Annotated in this window: 22 protein-coding genes; 17 read left to right on the top strand and 5 right to left on the bottom strand. The window is 59.3% G+C overall.

The genetic code is table 11. The features are described from left to right. Positions 1-165: 165 nt before the first annotated feature. Genes GA0071314_RS13775 through GA0071314_RS13765 form a run of 3 tightly spaced genes read left to right on the top strand, consistent with a single transcriptional unit; the run spans position 166 to position 4,131 of the window. Positions 166-1,188, top strand: coding sequence for an AbrB family transcriptional regulator (locus tag GA0071314_RS13775; RefSeq protein ID WP_442905976.1), 1,023 nt, complete (start codon positions 166-168; stop codon positions 1,186-1,188). 14 nt (positions 1,189-1,202) lie between these two features. Then, complete coding sequence (locus GA0071314_RS13770) at positions 1,203-3,092, top strand: ABC transporter ATP-binding protein (RefSeq protein WP_074397183.1); 1,890 nt, start codon at positions 1,203-1,205, stop codon at positions 3,090-3,092. Between the two features lie 31 nt (positions 3,093-3,123). Then, positions 3,124-4,131, top strand: coding sequence for a zinc-dependent alcohol dehydrogenase family protein (locus GA0071314_RS13765; protein ID WP_074397182.1), 1,008 nt, complete (start codon positions 3,124-3,126; stop codon positions 4,129-4,131). Between the two features lie 95 nt (positions 4,132-4,226). Here GA0071314_RS13765 and GA0071314_RS13760 read toward each other — a convergent pair whose 3' ends face one another. Next, positions 4,227-4,958: a YebC/PmpR family DNA-binding transcriptional regulator gene (locus tag GA0071314_RS13760; RefSeq protein WP_074397181.1), complete on the bottom strand. Its 732-nt coding sequence runs from the start codon at positions 4,956-4,958 to the stop codon at positions 4,227-4,229. A gap of 195 nt (positions 4,959-5,153) precedes the next feature. Here GA0071314_RS13760 and GA0071314_RS13755 point away from each other — a divergent pair, with 195 nt between their 5' ends. Together GA0071314_RS13755 and GA0071314_RS13750 are read left to right on the top strand one after the other, a co-directional pair. Further along, on the top strand, positions 5,154-5,771 hold the full coding sequence (locus tag GA0071314_RS13755) for a LysE family translocator (protein ID WP_074397180.1): 618 nt from the start codon (positions 5,154-5,156) through the stop codon (positions 5,769-5,771). Between the two features lie 94 nt (positions 5,772-5,865). Continuing rightward, the gene (locus GA0071314_RS13750; protein WP_074397179.1) at positions 5,866-6,351 is read left to right on the top strand and encodes a glutathione peroxidase; all 486 of its coding nucleotides are present in this window, start codon (positions 5,866-5,868) and stop codon (positions 6,349-6,351) included. On the opposite strand, the gene GA0071314_RS13745 is transcribed toward GA0071314_RS13750, so the two are convergent. After that, positions 6,348-6,731, bottom strand: coding sequence for a DUF7079 family protein (locus tag GA0071314_RS13745; RefSeq protein WP_074397178.1), 384 nt, complete (start codon positions 6,729-6,731; stop codon positions 6,348-6,350). The genes GA0071314_RS13750 and GA0071314_RS13745 overlap by 4 nt on opposite strands. Positions 6,732-6,885: 154 nt before the next feature. Here GA0071314_RS13745 and fabV point away from each other — a divergent pair, with 154 nt between their 5' ends. Next, complete coding sequence (gene fabV, locus GA0071314_RS13740) at positions 6,886-8,091, top strand: enoyl-ACP reductase FabV (RefSeq protein WP_074397177.1); 1,206 nt, start codon at positions 6,886-6,888, stop codon at positions 8,089-8,091. 161 nt (positions 8,092-8,252) lie between these two features. Then, entirely contained in the window at positions 8,253-9,230 is a 978-nt protein-coding gene (locus GA0071314_RS13735) for a GlxA family transcriptional regulator (protein ID WP_231896454.1), read from the top strand. An 8-nt stretch (positions 9,231-9,238) separates the two neighbouring features. Here the strand turns inward: GA0071314_RS13735 and GA0071314_RS13730 are convergent, their stop codons facing one another. From GA0071314_RS13730 to GA0071314_RS13720, 3 genes are all read right to left on the bottom strand, one after another. Next, positions 9,239-10,033 carry an SDR family NAD(P)-dependent oxidoreductase gene (locus GA0071314_RS13730; RefSeq protein WP_074397176.1) on the bottom strand — a complete coding sequence of 265 codons (795 nt, stop codon included), beginning with the start codon at positions 10,031-10,033 and terminating at the stop codon, positions 9,239-9,241. Between the two features lie 158 nt (positions 10,034-10,191). Continuing rightward, on the bottom strand, positions 10,192-10,512 hold the full coding sequence (locus tag GA0071314_RS13725; protein ID WP_074397175.1) for an antibiotic biosynthesis monooxygenase family protein: 321 nt from the start codon (positions 10,510-10,512) through the stop codon (positions 10,192-10,194). 94 nt (positions 10,513-10,606) lie between these two features. Next, positions 10,607-11,647: a C45 family autoproteolytic acyltransferase/hydolase gene (locus GA0071314_RS13720; RefSeq protein WP_074397174.1), complete on the bottom strand. Its 1,041-nt coding sequence runs from the start codon at positions 11,645-11,647 to the stop codon at positions 10,607-10,609. A 245-nt stretch (positions 11,648-11,892) separates the two neighbouring features. On the opposite strand from GA0071314_RS13720, the gene GA0071314_RS13715 reads away from it, so the two are divergent. The 10 genes from GA0071314_RS13715 (at position 11,893) to GA0071314_RS13675 (ending at position 20,094) form a co-directional block, all read left to right on the top strand. Continuing rightward, the gene (locus GA0071314_RS13715) at positions 11,893-13,107 is read left to right on the top strand and encodes an aspartate aminotransferase family protein (RefSeq protein ID WP_074397173.1); all 1,215 of its coding nucleotides are present in this window, start codon (positions 11,893-11,895) and stop codon (positions 13,105-13,107) included. Between the two features lie 38 nt (positions 13,108-13,145). Then, complete coding sequence (locus GA0071314_RS13710) at positions 13,146-14,210, top strand: arginine N-succinyltransferase (protein WP_074397172.1); 1,065 nt, start codon at positions 13,146-13,148, stop codon at positions 14,208-14,210. Further along, positions 14,210-15,241, top strand: coding sequence for an arginine N-succinyltransferase (gene astA, locus GA0071314_RS13705; RefSeq protein ID WP_074397171.1), 1,032 nt, complete (start codon positions 14,210-14,212; stop codon positions 15,239-15,241). Before GA0071314_RS13710 ends, astA begins: the two co-directional genes overlap by 1 nt. 36 nt (positions 15,242-15,277) lie before the next feature. Continuing rightward, a complete protein-coding gene (gene astD, locus GA0071314_RS13700; RefSeq protein WP_074397170.1) occupies positions 15,278-16,750 on the top strand; it encodes a succinylglutamate-semialdehyde dehydrogenase in 1,473 nt (490 codons plus the stop codon). Continuing rightward, positions 16,747-18,114: an N-succinylarginine dihydrolase gene (gene astB / locus GA0071314_RS13695; RefSeq protein WP_074397169.1), complete on the top strand. Its 1,368-nt coding sequence runs from the start codon at positions 16,747-16,749 to the stop codon at positions 18,112-18,114. The genes astD and astB overlap by 4 nt, the downstream gene beginning before the upstream one ends. A gap of 121 nt (positions 18,115-18,235) precedes the next feature. Further along, the gene (locus tag GA0071314_RS13690) at positions 18,236-18,490 is read left to right on the top strand and encodes a type II toxin-antitoxin system ParD family antitoxin (RefSeq protein ID WP_074397168.1); all 255 of its coding nucleotides are present in this window, start codon (positions 18,236-18,238) and stop codon (positions 18,488-18,490) included. Further along, positions 18,483-18,776 carry a type II toxin-antitoxin system RelE/ParE family toxin gene (locus tag GA0071314_RS13685; RefSeq protein WP_074397167.1) on the top strand — a complete coding sequence of 98 codons (294 nt, stop codon included), beginning with the start codon at positions 18,483-18,485 and terminating at the stop codon, positions 18,774-18,776. Before GA0071314_RS13690 ends, GA0071314_RS13685 begins: the two co-directional genes overlap by 8 nt. 55 nt (positions 18,777-18,831) lie before the next feature. Continuing rightward, positions 18,832-18,993, top strand: coding sequence for a hypothetical protein (locus GA0071314_RS19525; RefSeq protein ID WP_156524120.1), 162 nt, complete (start codon positions 18,832-18,834; stop codon positions 18,991-18,993). Between the two features lie 125 nt (positions 18,994-19,118). Next, the gene (locus GA0071314_RS13680; protein WP_074397166.1) at positions 19,119-19,625 is read left to right on the top strand and encodes a DUF523 domain-containing protein; all 507 of its coding nucleotides are present in this window, start codon (positions 19,119-19,121) and stop codon (positions 19,623-19,625) included. A gap of 22 nt (positions 19,626-19,647) precedes the next feature. Then, positions 19,648-20,094 (top strand): GNAT family N-acetyltransferase, encoded by a 447-nt coding sequence (locus GA0071314_RS13675; protein ID WP_074397165.1) that lies wholly within the window; start codon positions 19,648-19,650, stop codon positions 20,092-20,094. Positions 20,095-20,165 lie beyond the last annotated feature (71 nt).

Raw genomic sequence — 20,165 nt, 5'->3', positions numbered from 1 at the left:
AAATGGTTAGGTTGTCTTCACGCCCCAAACCGGCGCTATCAGTGGTAAGCTAATTGCCTGCTTAGCAGGGTAATGATTGTGTCGGTGGCATCAAGGGATGATCGGTAAGGAGTCAAGGTGACGGGCATCGGGGTGAGGGCTAAGAAGGCAAGGAGCGCTAAATGGCTGGTGACGTCGCTAGCCGTTGGTGCATTGGGTGGCGTGCTTTTTCAACTGAGCGGCTTACCGCTTGCCTGGATGCTTGGCCCGATGATTGCCAACTTGCTGGCGTCTTCCCGGGGCATGAATGTGGCCGTGCCAGAGTCACTACGGCAGGCTTTTCTCGCGGTCATGGGCTTGGTGCTGGGCAGTCAAGTCACCCCGCAATTGGTCCATCGAATGCTGGACTGGCCGGTTTCAGCCGCGTTATTGCTGTTAGGCGTGGCCGCTTCGACGGCGGTGGCCGCCGCCTGGTACCGCCGTTGTGGGTTCGATCCGGTCAGCGCCTGGTTTGGCGCTTCGCCTGGTGCCATGACTGCGATGATTATGCTGGGGGACAAGTGCGGCGGTGACGCCCAACGGATCGCAGTGGCCCAGTCGCTGCGTATTATCCTGGTGATCCTTTTCTTGCCGCCGCTGTTTTGGGCCTTTGAGGGCGATGCTGGGGCGGCGAGCTCTGAGCACGCAACCCTGGCGCACGGCTGGATGCTGCTAACCATTCCGCTGCTGTTGCCGCTAGGGCGTTGGCTGCGCCTGCCTAGCGCGGCCTTACTGGCCCCTCTGATAGCTGCGGCGCTGTTATCGGGTTTTGATATAGCGAGCCTCACGCTACCCGATTGGGGTATGAACCTGATGCTATGGGTACTAGGCAGCGCAATAGGCTCACGCTTTAAAGGTATGACGCGGCGGCTGTTGGGGCGCTATTTATGGCAGTCCGGCGTAGCCACGTTGCTGGCGCTTGTAGTACTGGCACTGTTTGCCGAAATGATTCACCAATTGCTAGGTGTCGGGCGCGACGTGGCGCTTCTGGCGCTGGCGCCAGGTGGGATCGGCGAGATGGCGATCCTGGCCGTGGCGCTTGATATCGATCCCGTTTTTGTTGCCTTCCATCATTTATTGCGCATGGTGACGCTGATGATCGTTGCCCCTTTTTGGGCCCGCTGGCTGCTTCGCCGCCAGCCTTCCTCTCTGTCATCAAACGACAAGTAACGTAAGGACTCTCCATGCTTTTGCGTATGCTCACGCCGCTATTTCGTTACTTTGAAACGCGCGTTAACCCTTACCCTGAAGGCGAGGTGGCTACGCCACCCAGGGGGCTTGCGGCGTTTATCTGGCACTTTTCGCGTCCTGTTTGGCCGCTGTTGCTGCTGATGTCGCTGTTCACCGCCTTGGTCTCCGCAGCTGAGGTCGTTTTTTTTAGCTATATGGGCGAGCTGGTAGACTGGCTCGGCAACGTGGAGCGGGAGAATTTCTGGTCGGACAATGGTCTTTGGCTTTCCGGGGTCGGCATTTTGGTGATGGTAGGCCTGCCTCTTTTGGTGCTGCTGCAGTCGCTGGTGACCCACCAAAGCATTTTCGGCAACTACCCGATGATTGGCCGCTGGCTATCGCACCGTCACATGCTCAGCCAGAGCCTGGCGTTCTATCAGGACGAGTTTGCCGGACGCGTGTCGCAGAAAGTCATGCAGACGGCGCTTGCGATTCGCGAAACCGTCACCAAGGTGATGGACCTGCTGGTCTACGCCGTGGTGTATTTCACCGGTGCGGCGATTTTATTGGGGCGCGCCGACCCCTGGCTGCTACTGCCGCTGGGCCTTTGGCTTGCGGGCTATTTGGCGATCATGCGGTTTTTTGTGCCGCGCCTGCGCGATGTGTCGATGGCCCAGGCAGATGCCCGCGCCCAGATGACCGGCCGCGTGGTGGACAGCTACAGCAATATCCAAACCATCAAACTGTTTGCCGATACTCAGCGTGAGCAGGGCTACGCCCGCGATGCCATGGAAGGCTTTATGGGCACCGTGCATCGCCAAATGCGGTTGGTGACTATCATGAGCGTGTGCCTGACGTTGCTCAACACCGCGCTGCTGGTCGGCACGGCAGGCATGGCAATTAGCGCCTGGTACGTGGATGCCATTTCGTTGGGCGTGCTTGCCATTGCCATTGCGCTGGTGATGCGTATTCGCTTTATGTCCGACTGGATTTTATGGGAAGTCGCCGGGCTATTCGAAAACATCGGCACGGTTCAGGATGGCATGAACACCATCGCCCGGGAGCCGGCAGTACGCGATGCGCCCAACGCGAAAGCATTACGTGTCCCCCACGGGGGGATTGCCTTTGAAGCGTTGCGCTTTGGCTATGAACAAGCCAGGGGCGAAAATAAAACCGTGTTCAACGGCTTAAGTTTAAATATTGCGCCGGGCGAGAAGATCGGCCTGATCGGCCGCTCCGGGGCGGGCAAATCGACCCTGGCGAATCTGCTGTTGCGCTTTTACGACATCCAGGGTGGGCGCATTCTCATCGACGGTCAGAACATTGCCGAGGTCACTCAAACCTCGCTGCGCCACCAGATTGGCATGGTGACTCAGGATACCTCGTTACTCCACCGCTCGCTGCGCGATAACATCCGCTACGGCAGCCCTCATGCCAACGATGATGATGTCTGGGAAGCGGTATGCCGCGCCCACGCCGATACCTTCATTAATGATTTAGTCGATCCCAAAGGGCGGCGAGGCCTGGATGCTCACGTCGGTGAGCGGGGCGTTAAACTGTCCGGCGGTCAGCGTCAGCGCATCGCCATTGCTCGCGTGTTGCTCAAAAACGCACCGATTCTGGTGCTGGATGAAGCCACCTCGGCGCTGGATTCCGAGGTGGAAGCCGCGATCCAGGAGCAACTCGATACGCTAATGGAGGGCAAAACCGTCATTGCCATTGCTCACCGGCTGTCGACCATTGCCATGCTCGACCGGCTGATCGTGGTGGATGAAGGGCAGATTGTTGAGAGCGGCACACATACCGAGCTATTGGCACAGGAAGGTATCTACGCACGTCTTTGGCGTCGTCAGTCGGGTGGCTTTATCGGCCTTGATGTAGGTGCCGGTCGCCCCAACGATTAATGTACCGACCATTCTGTCCAAAGAGGTTTTCATGCAAGCGATTCAACTGAAAGCACCAGGCGGTCTCGACCACCTGACGGTGGTAGATCAGGCCGCACCTGGCGAGCCGGGGAAAGGCGAAATTCGTGTGCGCTTGCACGCCAGCTCGCTGAACTTTCACGACTACGCTGTGGTGGCAGGGATGATACCCACCGACGATGGCCGCATTCCCATGTCAGATGGCGCCGGGGTTGTCGACGCCGTGGGTGAAGGCGTAAGCGAGTTCTCCGTGGGCGACCCGGTGGTCTCGACCTTCTTTCCAGGCTGGGTTGAAGGCCCGGCACGGGTTGGCGATTTCCGTACCACCCCCGGCGATGGCATCGATGGCTATGCACGCGAGCAGGTTATCGCGCCTGCCACGTCGTTCACCTATCAGCCGGCTGAGTACAGCCACGCCGAATCCGCCACTTTGACCACCGCCGGTCTCACCGCCTGGCGCGCGCTGGTCGTTGACGGAGGCCTGAAGGCTGGCGATACGGTGCTGGTGCTGGGCACCGGCGGTGTATCAATTTTTGCGCTGCAGTTTGCCAAGATGATGGGCGCGCGGGTGATTGCCACCTCGTCTTCCAACGAAAAGCTGGCTCGCCTGCGTGAGTTGGGGGCGGAACACACCATCAACTACCAAGAAACGCCCGAGTGGGGCAAAGCCGTCAAGGCATTGACCGAGGGCGAAGGCGTTGATCACGTGGTAGAAGTCGGTGGCCCCGGTACGCTGCCGCAGTCAATTGATGCGGTTAAGATCGGTGGGCATATTGCGCTGATTGGTGTGCTAACTGGACGCGAAGGTGAAATCCCCACTGCCAAGCTGATGGCTAAGCAGGCCACCCTCAAAGGCTTGATTGTCGGCAGCCGCCGCGACCAGATTGAAATGATCCGCGCTATCGAAGCCAATGGTATGCGGCCAATCATCGACCGCGAATTCGCGCTGACCGACATTGCCGATGCGTTTCGTCACCAAGAGGCCGGTAAGCACTTTGGGAAAATTTGTCTGACGTTCTAGCCGAGTGAATAGGTTGCCGTCATGACTTTGCTTCCATGTGATGGTGACGGGGCCCACCAACGCCGCCTAACGGGCGGCGTTGGTGTGTTGGCCATTTACTCGCTGTCTGAGGGCAACTCAGCGCTGTGGTAGACGTTTTGTACGTCGTCCAGATCGTTAAGCGTGTTCAATAATTTTTCAAACATGGCGACATCGTCGCCCTCTACCGGCGTGGTGGTTTGCGGTAGAAACTGAATTTCATCGACTTCGAAGTCTACCTCGCCGAAGGTGTCAAGCAGCGCCTGCTTGGCTTTGGCGTAGTCGGTATGCGGGGCAAACACGGTGATCCGACCGTCTTCCAGTTCGATGTCGGTGACGTCGACATCCGCCTCCATCAGCGCTTCCAGCACGGCTTCTTCGTCGCTACCGGCAAACGCGAAAATCGCGCAGTGGTCAAACATGTGGCTGACGCTGCCAGGGGTGCCGATTTTGCTTTTGGTTTTAGTGAAACAACCGCGCACATCCCCAAAGGTGCGGTTGGGATTGTCGGTCAAGCATTCGACAATCACCATGGCGTTACCGGGGCCAAAGCCTTCGTAGCGTGCGGGTGAGAAATCCTCGCCGCCGGCGCCGCTGGCCTTGTCCAATGCCTTATCAATCACGTGAGACGGCACTTGGTCTTTCTTGGCGCGCTCCATCAAGCCCCGCAGCGCCAGGTTGGCATTGGGATCAGTGCCTCCCGCTTTGGCGCAAACATAAATCTCGCGACCATACTTGCTGTAGACTTTTGTCTTCGCATCGGCCGTTTTGGCCATGGATTCTTTACGGTTCTGAAAAGCCCTACCCATGTTGACGTCCTGTAATCAGTAATCACCTCTGCAGGTCAGAGGCATTATCAAAAGGCCAAAGTTTACCCAACAGCGTATCATGCTAACAGCGTTATTTGCGCACGCGCAGGGGTCGCCTCGCTGGACGTGAGGTACACTGTGCGCGTCACCCTCTGTCGGTGGTAAAAGGAATAATAAGCGAGCAAGGAGAACCACATGCCATTCTCACTTTGGCTATCGTTGGCGGCGGTATGCGCCATGGGTGCCATGTCGCCGGGGCCGAGTCTGGCACTGGTGCTGCGCCATACGCTGGGCGGCGGCAGGCTGGTCGGCATGACGGCCGCGCTATGTCATGCCGGCGGGGTGGGGGCCTATGCGCTGCTCACCGTGTTGGGCTTGGGCGCCTTGATCGCCAAGTCGCCTGCGCTCTTTCAACTGATTACCTGGGCGGGGGCCGCCTACCTGGCGTGGTTGGGTATCCAGGCGTTGCGCGCGGGTGGCGCGGGGGCCATGCAGCAACAGGGGGCGGTCACTTCCAACGCTCGCGCTGCCAAAGAAGGCTTGCTGGTGGCGCTTGGCAATCCCAAGCTGATCATTTTCTTCATTGCCCTGCTGAGCCAGTTTGTGACGCCTGACATGAGCCTGCTCGGCAAAGTATTGATCGTGGTGACGGCGATGGTCATCGACGGCGGATGGTACGTGCTGGTGGCCGTTGCGCTGTCCCATTCGCGGGTGTTGCCCTGGCTTCAGCAGCGCGCCCACTGGATCAACCGGATTACCGGCGTCTTGCTGTTGGCACTGGCGCTGCGCGTCGTGGCGGGCCCACTGGGCTAGACGGCTCATGCCTGGCCCGGCGAACTGGTGCATGGGGCGCAGACATGGCATGGTAGGCGGTTAGGTGAGGCGTTCCAGGGGGGGAAGGCGACAGATGACACTTTACGATCAGGATTGTTATACCCACTTGGGGCAGCCGTTCAATCTGCGCGCATTGCAGGGTCAGGTCTTATTGGTGGTGAATGTCGCCAGCCGCTGCGGTTTTACCCCGCAGCTTAAAGAGCTGGAAATGCTCTACCAACGCTATCGCGACCGTGGCTTCACCGTGCTGGGATTTCCTTGTGATCAGTTTGGCAAGCAGTCGCCGGAAAGCGCTGAGGCCTTTTGTAGGTTTGGTGAACAGAACTATGGCGTGACGTTTCCATTAATGGAAAAAGTGCGCGTTAACGGTAGTCAGGCGCATCCGTTGTTTGTGCTTCTCAAACGTGAGGCGCCCGGTGTATTGGGTACGCAAATGATCAAATGGAATTTTACTAAGTTTTTAATTGGGCGAGATGGCAAGGTGGTTGCCCGCTTTGGTCCCCGTGATAAAGGCCGTCCACTGCGACTTCAGTTGGAGCGCGCCTTGGATGAGGCTTAGGCCTCGCTGCGGGCGATCATCACCCGGCTCATTAACTCATTCCAGCGGTGGCGCACCATCATCGTGGTCATACCCGAAAACAGCGCCCAGCTTTTACGCCGCCAACCCTTTAAACGCAGGTTATGGCTGACCAGTTGTTGCATCAGTTTACGGTCATTGAACTGCCGCCATTCACTGGCAATAGACAGTTGGTATCGGGCCATCACCGGTGCCATTTCTAAGCGAAACATCCACTCCAACTCGTGAAACGACATCTGATAGCGCTCTACAACTTCCACCATCTGGGCGTAATCGCGTTCGCTGGGTTCGCGGTCTAGCCATAACGGGGCTATTGCCAACCATAAATCGCCGCGTTCATCGACTAGCTGCTGTGCGTTCATTTGCTAAGCCCCTTGGGCGGTTATAGGTGAAACGATATCCTGACGTGAAAGGTCCATAAGCTCAATAGCGGACAGCGCCGCTTGAGACCGCTAGAATAGCGGCACTAATGGACGGTGCGACGCCGAACAAGTTATTTCGAAGACGAGGTTCACTGTGATTATTAAACCCAAAGTACGCGGCTTTATTTGCACGACCACCCACCCGGTTGGCTGCGAGCAGAACGTTCGCGAGCAGATCGAGGCCACTCGCGCACGCAATCTGGACAAAAGCGCCGGGCCCAAAAAGGTGCTGGTGATCGGGGCTTCCAGCGGGTACGGCTTGGCGGCGCGGATCACCGCCGCGTTTGGCTACGGTGCCGATACCCTGGGCGTGTTCTTTGAAAAACCTGCCACCGAGAGCAAACCCGGTACCGCAGGCTGGTACAACAGTGCGGCGTTCGATAAGTTCGCCAAGCAGGAAGGCCTTTACAGCAAGTCGATCAACGGCGACGCCTTCTCCCACGAAGCGCGTCAAAAAGCCATCGAACTGATCAAGCAGGACATGGGCGAAGTCGACCTGGTGGTGTATTCGCTAGCCTCACCGGTGCGTAAGTTGCCGGATAGTGGCGAGCTCAAGCGCTCTAGTTTGAAGCCGATTGGTGAAACCTACCGCGCCACGGCGATCGACACCAACAAAGACGCCATTATCGAAGCCGAGGTAGAGCCTGCCACCCAGCAAGAGATCGACGACACCATCACCGTGATGGGCGGCGAAGACTGGGAACTTTGGATGGATGCGCTCGACCAGGCTGGCGTGCTGGCGAAGGGCGCGCGCAGCGTGGCGTTTAGCTATATCGGCACCGAGATCACCTGGCCGATTTATTGGCACGGCGCGCTGGGTAAAGCCAAGGAAGATTTAGACCGCGCAGCGGCGGCTATCGATGCCAAGCTGAAAGAGACGGGGGGCGGCGCCAACGTGGCGGTACTCAAGTCAGTGGTGACCCAAGCCAGCGCGGCGATCCCGGTGATGCCGCTATACATCGCCATGGTCTATCGCATCATGAAAGAGCAAGGCGTTCACGAAGGTACCATTGATCAGCTCAATCGCTTGTTTGGCGAGCGCCTCTACGCGCCTCAAGGCGGCGAAATGGCCACCGATGAAGTGGGCCGCTTGCGCCTGGATGACTGGGAGCTGCGCGACGATATCCAGAAAGCCTGCCAGGACCTGTGGCCGGAAGTCACCACCGACAACCTGTTCGAGATCACCGACTACGCTGGCTACAAGCACGAGTTTCTGAAGCTGTTTGGCTTTGAGCGTGACGATGTCGATTACGATGCTGACGTCGACACGCTGGTCGAGTTTGATGTGGTCAACCTATAAGCGCATGGCCTTGCCGCCACGCATTCATTGCGTCATTCGTCGGGCCTATGGCCCGGCGTTTTTGCATTTGCACGGGGTATTTTTTTCCTCGCGACGCCGTCGCTGCCTTTACCCAAGCAATTGGTTAAGATGGCGGTTTGTTTTCGTCACGGCGGTTTACCATGCAGCATAACGCAGATATCTCTCCGAATGCTGCCTCGCGACGGCGGGTAGCGTTTGTGCTGCTGCCCGGGTTTTCGCTGCTGGCCCATGCCAGCGCGCTGGAACCCTTGCAAATGGCTAATCAGCTCAGTGGGCAGATGCTTTACCATACCGTCACGCTAAGCATGGATAGCGAGCCGGTGCGCAGCGGCGCGCAGCTATCATTGCTGGCTGAGCATGCCCTGGACTCGCCACTTGGCCCTCTCGACTGGCTACTGATCTGCGCGCCTACGCCGTTGCCCTACGCGCTGCCCGCCAAGCTGAATGAGTGGCTACGGGGACATATGGGGCGTGGTGTGATGCTGGGCGGGCTGGCGGGCGGCACCGAAGTGCTGGCGCGTTGCGGACTGTTAGAGGGCTATCGTGCCACACTGCCGTGGCAGCGGTTTGACGCCTTTGCCCAGGCATATCCCCAGGTGACGCTTTCCCAGCAGCTATTTGAGATCGACCGCGATAGGCTCACCTGCGCGGGCGGTACGGCGGCGATGGACATGATGCTGACGTTGATCAGCCAGCATCACGGCGCACGTTTGGCCGAGCAGGTGTCGGAGCAGTTTTTATGTGACCGTATTCGCATGGCCGATGAACGCCAGCACGTACCCTTGCGCAGCCGTTTGGGCCACGCTCCGCAGAGCTTGGTGGATGCCGTTACGCTGATGGAAGCCAATATCGAGGAGCCGCTCTCAACCTTGGAGCTGGCCGAGCACTTGGGGATTTCCCGGCGTCAGTTAGAGCGGCTATTTAAGAAGTACCTGCAGGCGGTGCCCAGTCGCTATTACTTGGATCTGCGCTTGCAGGAAGCCCGCAAACAGCTGCGGGAAAGCGACCGGGCGGTAGGCGATATTGCGTTTGCCACCGGGTTTTCCTCGGGGGCGCACTTTTCAACCGCCTACCGTCACCATTTCGGCATGACGCCGAGGGAAGAACGCCTGGGTTAAGGGTTCATTCAGGTAAGCGTATCCACGATCCCGCCTTCCACGCGCAGGGCGGCGCCGGTGGTGGCGCTGGCCTGGGGCGAGGCCGCGTAGACGCTCATGCTAGCCACTTCCTCGGGGGTTGCCAGGCGCTGAATGATCGACGAGGGGCGGTTCTCCTGCACGAAGCGTGCTTCCACGTCCTCTTGCGAAACGCCTTCTTTTTCGGCCATTTCCTGGATCATGTTGAGCACGCCCTCGGAGCGGGTCGGCCCCGGTAAAATGGCGTTGACGGTCACCTGGGTGCCGCTCAATACTTTCGCAAGGCCCCGCGAGACCGACAGCAGCGCCGATTTGGTCATGCCGTAGTGGACCATTTCGCTGGGAATGTTGATGCCTGATTCGCTGGACAGGAACTGGATGCGCCCCCAGTCCCGGTCGCGCATACCCTGGGCGTAGTGGCGCGACAGGCGCACGGCGCTCATGATGTTAACGTCGAAAAACTGCTGCCAGGTAGCGTCGTCGACCTCAAAAAAGTCCTGCGGACCAAAGATGCCCACGTTATTGATCAGGATGTCGGTCTCCGGCTGCTGATCGATCAGCGTCTGGCAGCCCTCGGCGGTGCCCAAGTCGGCGGCCACGCCCGTCGCTTTGGCGTTGGGAACGTCTTTCTTGATGGCCGCGATGGCCTCGTCAATTCGCGCCTGGGTGCGCCCGGTGATAACTACCTCGGCACCTGCATTGGCCAAGCCCTGGGCAATCGCAAAGCCGATACCTGCTGTCGAGCCGGTGATAATCGCGTGCTTGCCGTTGAGATCAATCTGCATGGAGTGCTCCTCTCGTCCTGAGTATCAGTACCTCACTACACAACGAATAACTTTATAGCTTGCTAAGGAATATGGGGCTCTTATGGCGCTCTTCAAGGGCAGCGTTCTTCCATACCAGGCTCATTCATGCCAAATGTGATCGCTAGCTCCACGCCCGGTTATGACTCGGCATTCGACGGCATCACCACCCACTCCGGCTCCTCGAATTCGCCGATCAGGCGGATCTCGCAGCAGGGGGCCGCACGACGGATGATCTCCTTTATTTCCGGGTTGGGCTGGGCTTCCATGGCGTCGCGGCTGGCCTTGCTGTCCCAATGGGCGATGGCGATCAGGGTGTTGGGGTCGCCGATCTTGCGATGCAGCTCGGTGCCGCGTGCCCCTGGTGCCTGCTGGATGAGTTGGCTGGCGCGGACCCAGGCGTCGGCGTAGTCCTCGGCGCGGTAGCCGTCGCGGATATGCACTTCGAAGATATATTTCATGGCGCTTCTCCCTGTTGCTGCTGCTGAAGCTTTCGATCCTGGGCCAGTGTATCCCGCCCACCATCCTGATACAGCGGCCGCTGTTCTCGCGCCGTTAGTCGAGCGCGATGCTCAGCGTCTGCCGGGTCTTGCAGGGGTAGCCGTGGCGCAGGTGAAGGGTGCGCTCGTCGAGGGCCATCACCACTGCGAACAAGGTCTCCATGCGCTCGGCCTCGGGCAGGTCGATGTCGGTGTGCTTGCAGATCGACATGGGCGCATTGTGGTGGTCGCTCAGTACGTCGAACAGCGCGCTGACGCTCGCTTCGGGCGGTGGGTCGAGCAGCTCATCGAGGCGGCGCAGGCGCACATGGGAGTCGGGCTTGGGGAAATCGGCGACACAGGCGGTGGCGGCCGCGGCGTAGAGGTGGTTGGTGTGGGTCACCCGCCCGTCGCTGGGCTCGAGTACCCCCGGTGGCCCGGGCTGGACCTCGAAGCCGGCGGCCTGGCCTTTAGCGCTCGCGACCAGAAAGTGCGCCGGTGAAGCGACGCGGTCCTTTTCGACGATGCGCTGGGCGCTGGTGAAACCGTCGCTCTCGAGAAGTTTGCGCAGGGCGACGTGGATCGGCAGGCCGTCGCCGCAGGTCTGCGAGCGGATGGCGTTGAGACACACGCCGAGGCCGTGGGCGTTGAGGCCGATCTTGGCCAGCATCCCGGCCTCGCCGACGCTGACCAGCGGCGGGGCGTCGTCGCCCTCTATACGCAGTATCACCACGTTATCGAGCTGGTCGAGGCGCCAGTCCCAGTTCTGGGCCAGCCATTGGCGACCCTGCTGGTAGAGCGAGAAGGCGGAACAGCCGCCGCTGGCTTGGGTTAGCGAGATCTCGCTGCGGCAGTTGAGGGTGAGGATGTCGTCGCGCTGCAGGTCGGCGCCCTCGGCAATGCCCTCGAGCTCATCCAGAATCGCCGGAAAGCCGCGTTCGATAGCCGGTATAAAGCGCCGCGCCTCTTGCCGGGCGGCGGCCCAGTCGAGGCCTACAAAGTCTTGAAACAGCCGGTCATAGACCTCAATGCTGCGCTGAATCTGTGCGGCGTGGCGCTGGCCATGGGCCACGCCAATGGCATGGCGGCTACCACGCAGGTGGGTTACGTCGAGCATGCGGCGTGCTCCTCGGGGGATTTACTCAAGCCTAGCGCGAACAGCGTTGAAGTGCAGGGGGGCTTGGGTATGCAGGGTCACTGATACCGTGAGGTGAGCAAGGATGGATAATAGAGTGTTACAAAAAAGGAGGGCGCCAGTTAAATGCTGCTTTTCATAATTTGCCGTCCCATTGCTGAAAGCAGTTACCCTATTCGGCCCCTTATACTGTTTTCATTCCCTTACTCCACTGGAGGTAGCGTCCCATGAGCCACACCCCAAGCCGTCAGGATTTCGATCACTACATGGCGCCAAACTACTCGCCGCAGCAGGTCATTCCGGTGCGTGGTGAAGGCAGCCGCTTGTGGGACCAGGAGGGGCGTGAATATATCGATTTCGCCGGGGGCATCGCGGTCAACTCCCTGGGCCATTGCCACCCGGTGCTGGTCGACGCCCTCAAGACTCAGGGCGAAAAGCTGTGGCATCTCTCCAATGTGTTTACCAACGAGCCCGCGCTCAAGCTGGCCAAGGCGCTGGTCGAGCGCACCTTCGCCGACAAGGTGTTTTTATGTTCCTCCGGCGGTGAAGCCAACGAAGCGGCACTGAAGCTGGCGCGCCGTTGGGCAGTGGATAACCACGGTGAACACAAAGATAAGATTATTTCGTTTTACCAGTCTTTCCATGGCCGCACTTTCTTTACCGTGAGCGTGGGCGGCCAGCCCAAGTACTCCCAGGGCTTTGGCCCGGTGCCGGGCGGCATTCTGCATGCCACCTACAACGACCTGGAAAGCGTGCGCAAGCTGGTCGGCGACGACACCTGCGCGATCATGGTCGAGCCCATGCAGGGCGAGGGCGGCATCGTGCCCGGCACGCAGGACTTCCTCCAGGGGCTGCGCGACCTGTGCGACGAACACCAGGCGCTGCTGATCTTTGACGAGGTGCAAACCGGCGTCGGCCGCAGCGGCGAGCTCTATGCGTACAAGAATTACGGTATTACCCCGGATATTCTCACCAGCGCCAAGTCCCTTGGCGGTGGTTTCCCGGTGGGGGCGATGCTGGCGACCGATGCGGTTGCAAAATCGTTGGTCATCGGTACCCACGGTTCCACCTACGGCGGCAACGCGCTGGCCTCGGCGGTGGCCTTGGCGGCGGTCGAGTTTATCGATACACCCGAGGTGCTTGAAGGTGTCAAAAAGCGTCATGACCTGTTCTGCGAGCACCTGGAAACCATTAACCGCAAGCACGGCGTATTCAAGGAGATTCGCGGTATGGGCCTGCTGATGGGGGCGCAAATGGCCGATGCCTTCGAGGGTTGCGCCAAGGACATTCTGCCGCTGGCCATCGAAGAAGGCTTGATGGCGCTGATTGCCGGACCCAACGTGCTGCGTATGGCGCCGTCGCTGGTGATTCCCGAAGCGGATATTGTGGAAGGCATGGCCCGTCTGGAGCGTGCCATCGAACGGTTGGTTGCGACCGAATGAGCGAGCCGTACGCAGCCACACCACAGGGGGCGTTGAGGATGCTGGTAATTCGACCGGTGAAAATGGCGGACTTGCCCGCGCTTGAGCAGCTGGCGGAGCACGCGGTGCCCAGGCTCACCAATCTACCCGCCAACCGCGAACGGCTCGAGGAGCGTATCGCTCGTTCCGAAGCCGCCTTCAACGACGAGGTGGAGTTCCCCGGCAACGAGCATTATACGTTTGTGCTGGCCGACGATGCCCGCGATGAAGTGCTGGGCACAGCCACCATTCGTGCCCAGGCGGGCGCCAACGAGGCGTATTACACCTACCGCCAGGAAACGCTGATTCATGCGTCGCAGCAGCTCAATGTGCGCCGCGAGGTGCAAACCCTGGCGCTATCCCACGAAGTCTCGGATGCCACGCTACTGTGCGCTTTTTCGCTTAACCCACGTTACAAGGGCACCAGCGCGGAAAGCCTGCTGCGTCGCGCGCGGTTGATGTTTATTGCCCAATATCCAGAGCGCTTTTCGCGCATTCTGGCGGTGGCGTTTCCCGGCTATCTGGACACGCGCAGCGAATCACCGTTCTGGGAAAGCGTCGGCCGGCACTTTTTTGCGCGCAGCTTTCAGGAGATGAATCATATTGCCGGGGTCCGCTCGAAAAGCTTTATCGCCGAGGTCATGCCGCAGTTCCCGCTCTACTTGCCGCTGTTGACGCCCCAGGCGCGGGCGGCGATTGGCCGGGAGCACCCCGCCCACGAAGAGGCTCTGGAAGAAATGCTGGCGGAAGGCTTTGTCCGCTCCCGCCACGTGGATATTTTCGATGCCGGGCCGATTGTCAAAACCGAACGCGAGCGGCTGGAAACATTTCGCCAGGCGGCGTGGCACCCGGTGCGTATCCGCCCCGAGCACGCCTTGCCCGATGCGGAGCCGGCGATGATTGCCAATCAGAAGCTGGGCGGTTTTCGCTGCATCGTGGCGCGCTATGCGCTGTCGCCCACCGGTCAGTTGATGCTGTCGCCCGAGCATGCCGAGCGCCTGGGCGTGGAAGAGGGCCGCGCGGTACTCGCCGCGCCGTTAACCCTGCCGAGCGCGGTGGACGCCCTCGATGAAGGAGAAATGTAATGCGCATTCGACCCATTGCCCGGGACGATCTGGATGGGCTTCAGGCGCTTGCGCAGCAGGCCGGAGTGGGGTTTACCTCGCTGCCGGATAACCGTGAGTTCCTGGCCGGCAAGATTGAAGCCGCTGCCCGCGCCTTTGAAGAGCGCACCCCGGTCGACGACCGGCTCTACTTCTTCGTGCTTGAAGACGAAGACAGCGGCGAGCTCGCCGGCTGCTGCGCCATTGAAGGTCAGGTCGGTCGCGAAGTGCCGTTTTACAACTATCGGCTGGGCACGCTGGCGCATTCCTCCATACAGCTGGACTTGCACCGCACCATCGATACGCTGTTTTTAAGCTCCGACCATACCGGCGATGCCGAGGTGTGCTCGCTGTTTCTGCGCCCGGAATACCGCGGCGAAGCCAACAAGCATTTGCGCAACGGCGCGCTGCTCTCCAAGGCGCGCTGGCTGTTTATCGCCCAGTTCCGCGACCGCTTCCCCGACAAGGTGCTGGCGGAAATGCGCGGCGTATTCGACGAGCACAACACCAGCCCCTTCTGGGAAAGCTTGGGCAAGCACTTTTTTCCCATGGACTTCAACGAGGCCGACCGCCTGACCGGCCTGGGGCAGAAGAGTTTTATCGGCGAGCTGATGCCCAAATTCCCGATCTATACCACCTTCATGTCGGAAGAGGCGCGGGCCTGCATTGGCCAGGTGCATCGCCATACCCGCCCGGCGCTGGAAATGCTCAAGAAAGAAGGGCTGCGCTGGGAAGGCTACATCGATATCTTCGACGGTGGCCCGACGGTGGAAGCCTACATCGACGACGTGCGCGCCATCCGCAACTCAAGGCTCTGCCAGGTGGAAGTGGCCAATAGCGCGCCGCAAGAAAGCGTCAGCCGCTGGCTTGCCGCGACCACCGAGATGCTCACCTTTACAGCCAGTTGGATAGGCCGCGCGCCCACCCCCGACAACACCATTGTGCTTAGCCAGCAGGAAGCCAGACGCCTCGGGGTCACCACCGGTGACCAGATCCGCTTGCTGGAAACCTAAGCACCGCATTTGTTCGGTAATGTCCAGGAGACAACCATGCACGCCCAACAGCAGCAACTGATCAACGGCGCCTGGGTAGCGGGCGAAGCCGATACGCTGACCAAGCGCGACCCGGTTTCCGCGTCGCTGCTATGGCAGGGCGCCGAGGCTTCGAGCGAGCAGGTCGCCGCCGCGGTGAACGCGGCCCGCGGCGCCTTCCCCGGCTGGGCGCGCACGCCGTTTGCCGAACGCCAGGCGCTGGTCGAGCGGTTTGTCGAGGTGCTGACCGCCCGCCGCGAAGATCTGGCCGTGGCGATTGCCTCCGAGACCGGCAAGCCGCTCTGGGAAGCACGCACCGAAGCGGGGGCGATGATCGGTAAAGTGGCGCTTTCCTTGAAGGCCTATCACGAGCGCACCGGCGAGCGCGAAAAAGAGGTAGGCAGTGCAAAGGCCGTGCTGCGTCACCGTCCCCACGGCGTGATGGCGGTGTTTGGCCCCTACAACTTCCCCGGCCACCTGCCCAACGGCCACATGGTGCCGGCACTGCTGGCGGGGAACACCGTGGTCTTCAAACCCAGTGACCAGACGCCGCTGACTGCCGATCTAACCCTGCAGTGCTGGCTCGAAGCCGGGCTGCCTGCCGGGGTGATCAACCTTGTGCAGGGCGGCGTCGCGGTGGGGCAGGCGCTGGCGGGTAATCCGGATATCGATGGTCTGCTGTTTACCGGCAGCGCCAAGGTGGGCGGCATGCTCCACCAGCAGTTTGCCGGGCAGTTGGACAAAATTCTGGCGCTGGAGCTGGGCGGCAACAACCCGTTGGTGGTCAAAGATGTCGATGACGAGCGCGCCGCGGTGTTGGCCATTCTGCAGTCGGCCTTTCTCTCCGGCGGCCAGCGCTGCACCTGCGCACGGCGTTTGATGGTGCCCCAGGGCGAGGTCGGCGATCGTTTGATCGACGCGCTGTCCGACGCCATTGCCAAGCTGCACGTGGCCGGTCAGTTCGAGGAAGCCCCCGCGCCTTTCTATGGCGGGCTGGTCAGCGTGGCGGCGGCGGATGGGCTGCTCAAGGCACAGGAGGCATTGGAAACCATGGGTGGCACGGTGATCAATCGCATGCGGCGCCTGCAAGACAATACCAGCCTGCTGAGCCCCGCGCTGATCGACGTGACGGGACTGGACGTGCCCGACGAGGAGCACTTTGGCCCGCTGCTCAAGATCCACCGCTACGGCGATTGGGACGAAGCGCTACGGCTTGCCAACGACACCCGCTACGGGCTTTCCGCCGGGCTGATCGGTGGCGAGCAGGCCGATTGGGACGACTTCCTGCTGCGCATTCGCGCCGGGATCGTCAACTGGAACCGCCAGACCACCGGCGCGTCCGGCGATGCGCCCTTCGGCGGCGTGGGCGACAGTGGCAACCATCGCCCCAGCGCCTACTACGCGGCGGATTACTGCGCCTACCCGGTGGCCTCCATGGAAGCCGACAGCCTGGAAATGCCCGACACTCTGCCACCGGGGGTCAACCTATGAACACGGCGGCCATCCGCAACGTCCAGGAAGTCAATTTCGACGGTCTGGTCGGCCCGACCCATAACTATTCGGGCCTGGCCGTGGGTAACGTGGCCTCGATGAGCCACGGCGGCCTGGTGTCCAATCCCAAGGAAGGCGCGCTTCAGGGGCTTTTAAAAATGAAGTCGCTGATGGACGCAGGCTACGCCCAGGGCGTACTGCCTCCCCAGCAGCGGCCGGACATTGGCGCGCTACGTGATCTGGGCTTTAGCGGCAGCAACCGTGAGGTGCTGGCCCGTGCTGCCAAAGAGGCGCCGCAACTGCTGCGCGCGGTCTGCTCGGCGTCCAGCATGTGGACGGCTAACGCGGGTACGATGACGCCCAGCCTGGACGCGACGGACGGCCGGGTGCATTTTACGCCAGCCAATCTTCAGTCCAGCTTTCACCGCTATTTAGAACCGCAAACCACCGGCCGCGTGCTCCAGGCGATTTTCTGCGACGAAAAGCACTTCGCGCACCACCCGGTACTGCCCGCCACTCCCGCCTTTGCTGACGAAGGCGCGGCCAACCATACCCGCCTATGCGGCGAGCACGGCGAACCCGGCGTCCATCTGTTCGTGTATGGCCGCCAGGCGTTCGGCGACGTGCGTAGCGGCGAGCGCGAACCCAAGCGCTATCCCGCCCGCCAGACCCTGGAAGCCAGCCAGGCGGTCGCGCGCCAGCATGGGCTGACGGAGGCGCAAACGGTGTTTGCCCAGCAGCATCCGGATGCCATCGACGCTGGCGTTTTCCACAACGACGTCATCGCCGTGGGCAACGGCCCCGTGCTGCTTTACCACGAAATGGCCTTCCTGGACGAAGAACGCACCCTGGACGAGCTACGCGCCAAAATGGCCACACCGTTGATTCCCGTGCGGGTGCCGGTTGAGGCAGTCAGCATGGAAGACGCCGTGGCGTCGTATCTGTTCAACTCGCAGCTGCTCTCCAACCCGGATGGCACCATGACCCTGGTGGTGCCCGGCGAATGCCAGGAGCGTGAAGCGGTATGGCGCACCATCCAGGATTCGCTGCTGGCGGGTAATAATCCGATCAGTGAGGTGATCGTCAAGGACGTCAAGCAGAGCATGCGTAACGGCGGCGGCCCCGCCTGCCTGCGACTGCGCGTGGTTCTTTCCGAGACAGAGCGAGCAGCGCTAACCGGCCGTGTGCTGCTCACCGATGCGCTTTATGATGAGCTGACCGCATGGGTGGAGCGCCACTATCGTGACCGCCTTGCTGTGGACGACCTCAAAGATCCACAGCTCGCAGAAGAGTCGCTGACAGCACTGGATGAACTCACCCAGCTGTTAAAGATCGGGTCTGTTTATCCGTTTCAGTTGGGGTAGGGGCTCCCTCAAGTTGGTTATAATGAGAAGCCGTAGGCTTGCCGTATCCAGGTCGTGGCCCCTTGCAGGAGTAACCAAGGATGCTATGCTTTGTGTTAACTATTAACACAAGGTTCAGATCATGCCCAGATCATCATCCAGAACAACGAGCGTTACTATCGGTGCACCACTAGACGACTTTGTTGGGAAATTGATTGCGTCTGGTCGTTACGGTTCAACCAGTGAAGTCGTGCGTTCAGCCTTGAGGCTGCTTGAACGCCAGGAAAACCAAACGGCCGCGTTGAGAAGTGCTGTTGAAGCCGGTGAACGGAGCGGGGAGAGCGATTTGTCTTTGCACGATATAGCCGCCCAGATAAAACAGAAACACGATGTATAAGCTGTCCAACCTTGCGGCAGAAGATTTTGCCTCCATCTACGAATATACCTTGCTTAACTTCGGCGCACTTCAAGCCGATGCTTACACTGATAACCTTGAGAGCGCCTTTCGTCTTCTGTCTGGTTCTCCGCTAATGGGTTATGAGTGCCCAGAAATCGCCGATGGGATACGCCGCCATGATCACCAACGACATGTCATTTTTTACCGGCAACGCGAGCAAGATATTTTCATTATTAGGATACTCCATCAGCAGATGGAGCCGCTGAAACATATCTTTGAACTATGACGGTGAGACGCTTTAATTCCGCCATCACCATTAATTGTCATCGGGTCTTTTAAGTATGGCTTCAGTCGATATCCACCCAGCACTCGCAACCGATTTGACAGATATTCAGTCCTGCGCGCAGTTGGCCTTTGCAAAGTACATCCAGCGTATCGGCTGTGAGCCCGCACCGATGCATGCTGACGTTGCAAGCCAAATTATTGCGGTAAATAAAGATTAGCTGTAGTGCTAAGTGGGGTTTAATTGAGTGTATTTCCGAAAGCCGCTAAAGTTAAATGGCTGACAAGACGATCTCTCCTACCCAGATCGTTTCAGTTGAAGTCTAAGTCTTGGTTTTACCACCGTTTGGATATTGGTGATTTGAGAAAAGTATTAATCAGCGCCTGCCTCTTGGGTAAAAAGGTTCGCTATGATGGTGGCGCCCTTACTGTGGTCGATCAGATCGTTGAGCGGTGGCGTTCGGAAGGTCGAATTGTTTCTGTCTGCCCTGAAGTTGAGGCAGGGATGAGCATTCCCAGACTACCCGCAGAGATTTTCAATGGCAGCGGTGAGAGCGTATTAAATGGAGAGGTCGATGTTATCGAAAAAGGCGGAGCCAAGGTAACCAATGATTTTTTAGCGGGTGCCTCTATCGCTTTGGATCTGTGTCATAAATTTGATATCAATATCGCAGTGCTTGCTGAGTTCAGTCCTTCATGTGGAAGCTCCACTATTTATGACGGCAGTTTCTCTGGTGAAAAAGTACCCGGTATGGGAGTGACAGCCGCACTGCTCCGCGAACATGGTGTGCAAGTATTTAATCAGTATGAAATAGCCCGAGCCAACAACGTACTTCTTGCTACAGGCTCGTGAAAGCGGCACTAGGAATCGAAATATGACGCCTATCATTCGGCCCACTAACGACAAGGCGTTCGCGGAAAATATCATTATTCAAAATATGTCAGCCTACTACAAGCAACTGGATATGCGCTGGGATACAGCTTTGTTTGATAAACAGTGGGGTGAGTTAGACAGCTACGAGTTGGTCATAAACGCGTCACGAGTGGGGCTGCTATGCATCAACCACGATGAAAATGCCTGCTATATTCGTGAGCTACAAATTGATCATAAGTGGCAGCGGCATGGCTTAGGTACAGCGGCAATCCGCTACGCAGAGGAAATCGCCCAGCATGCCGGCATTCACTTGCTTCGGCTACGTGTGTTTTGTATCAACCCTGCAACAGCGCTATATGAGCGTATGGGTTTTCGCGTTCGTAAAACCGAAGGCGGAACTCACTATATGGAGCGGCGCATTTTTAGTGATAAAAATGACACCGATTAATGCTGCTATAGAGCTCCTTTACGCTAGCCCATTAGTAGGCCAATACTGCTTTTGCTAACTCGGCTAGTTGC

This window comes from Halomonas sp. HL-93 (genome assembly GCF_900086985.1).
Lineage (GTDB): Bacteria > Pseudomonadota > Gammaproteobacteria > Pseudomonadales > Halomonadaceae > Vreelandella.
The sequence above is the reverse complement of the archived record's forward strand: the minus strand, read 5'-3'. Positions and strand labels throughout refer to the sequence as shown.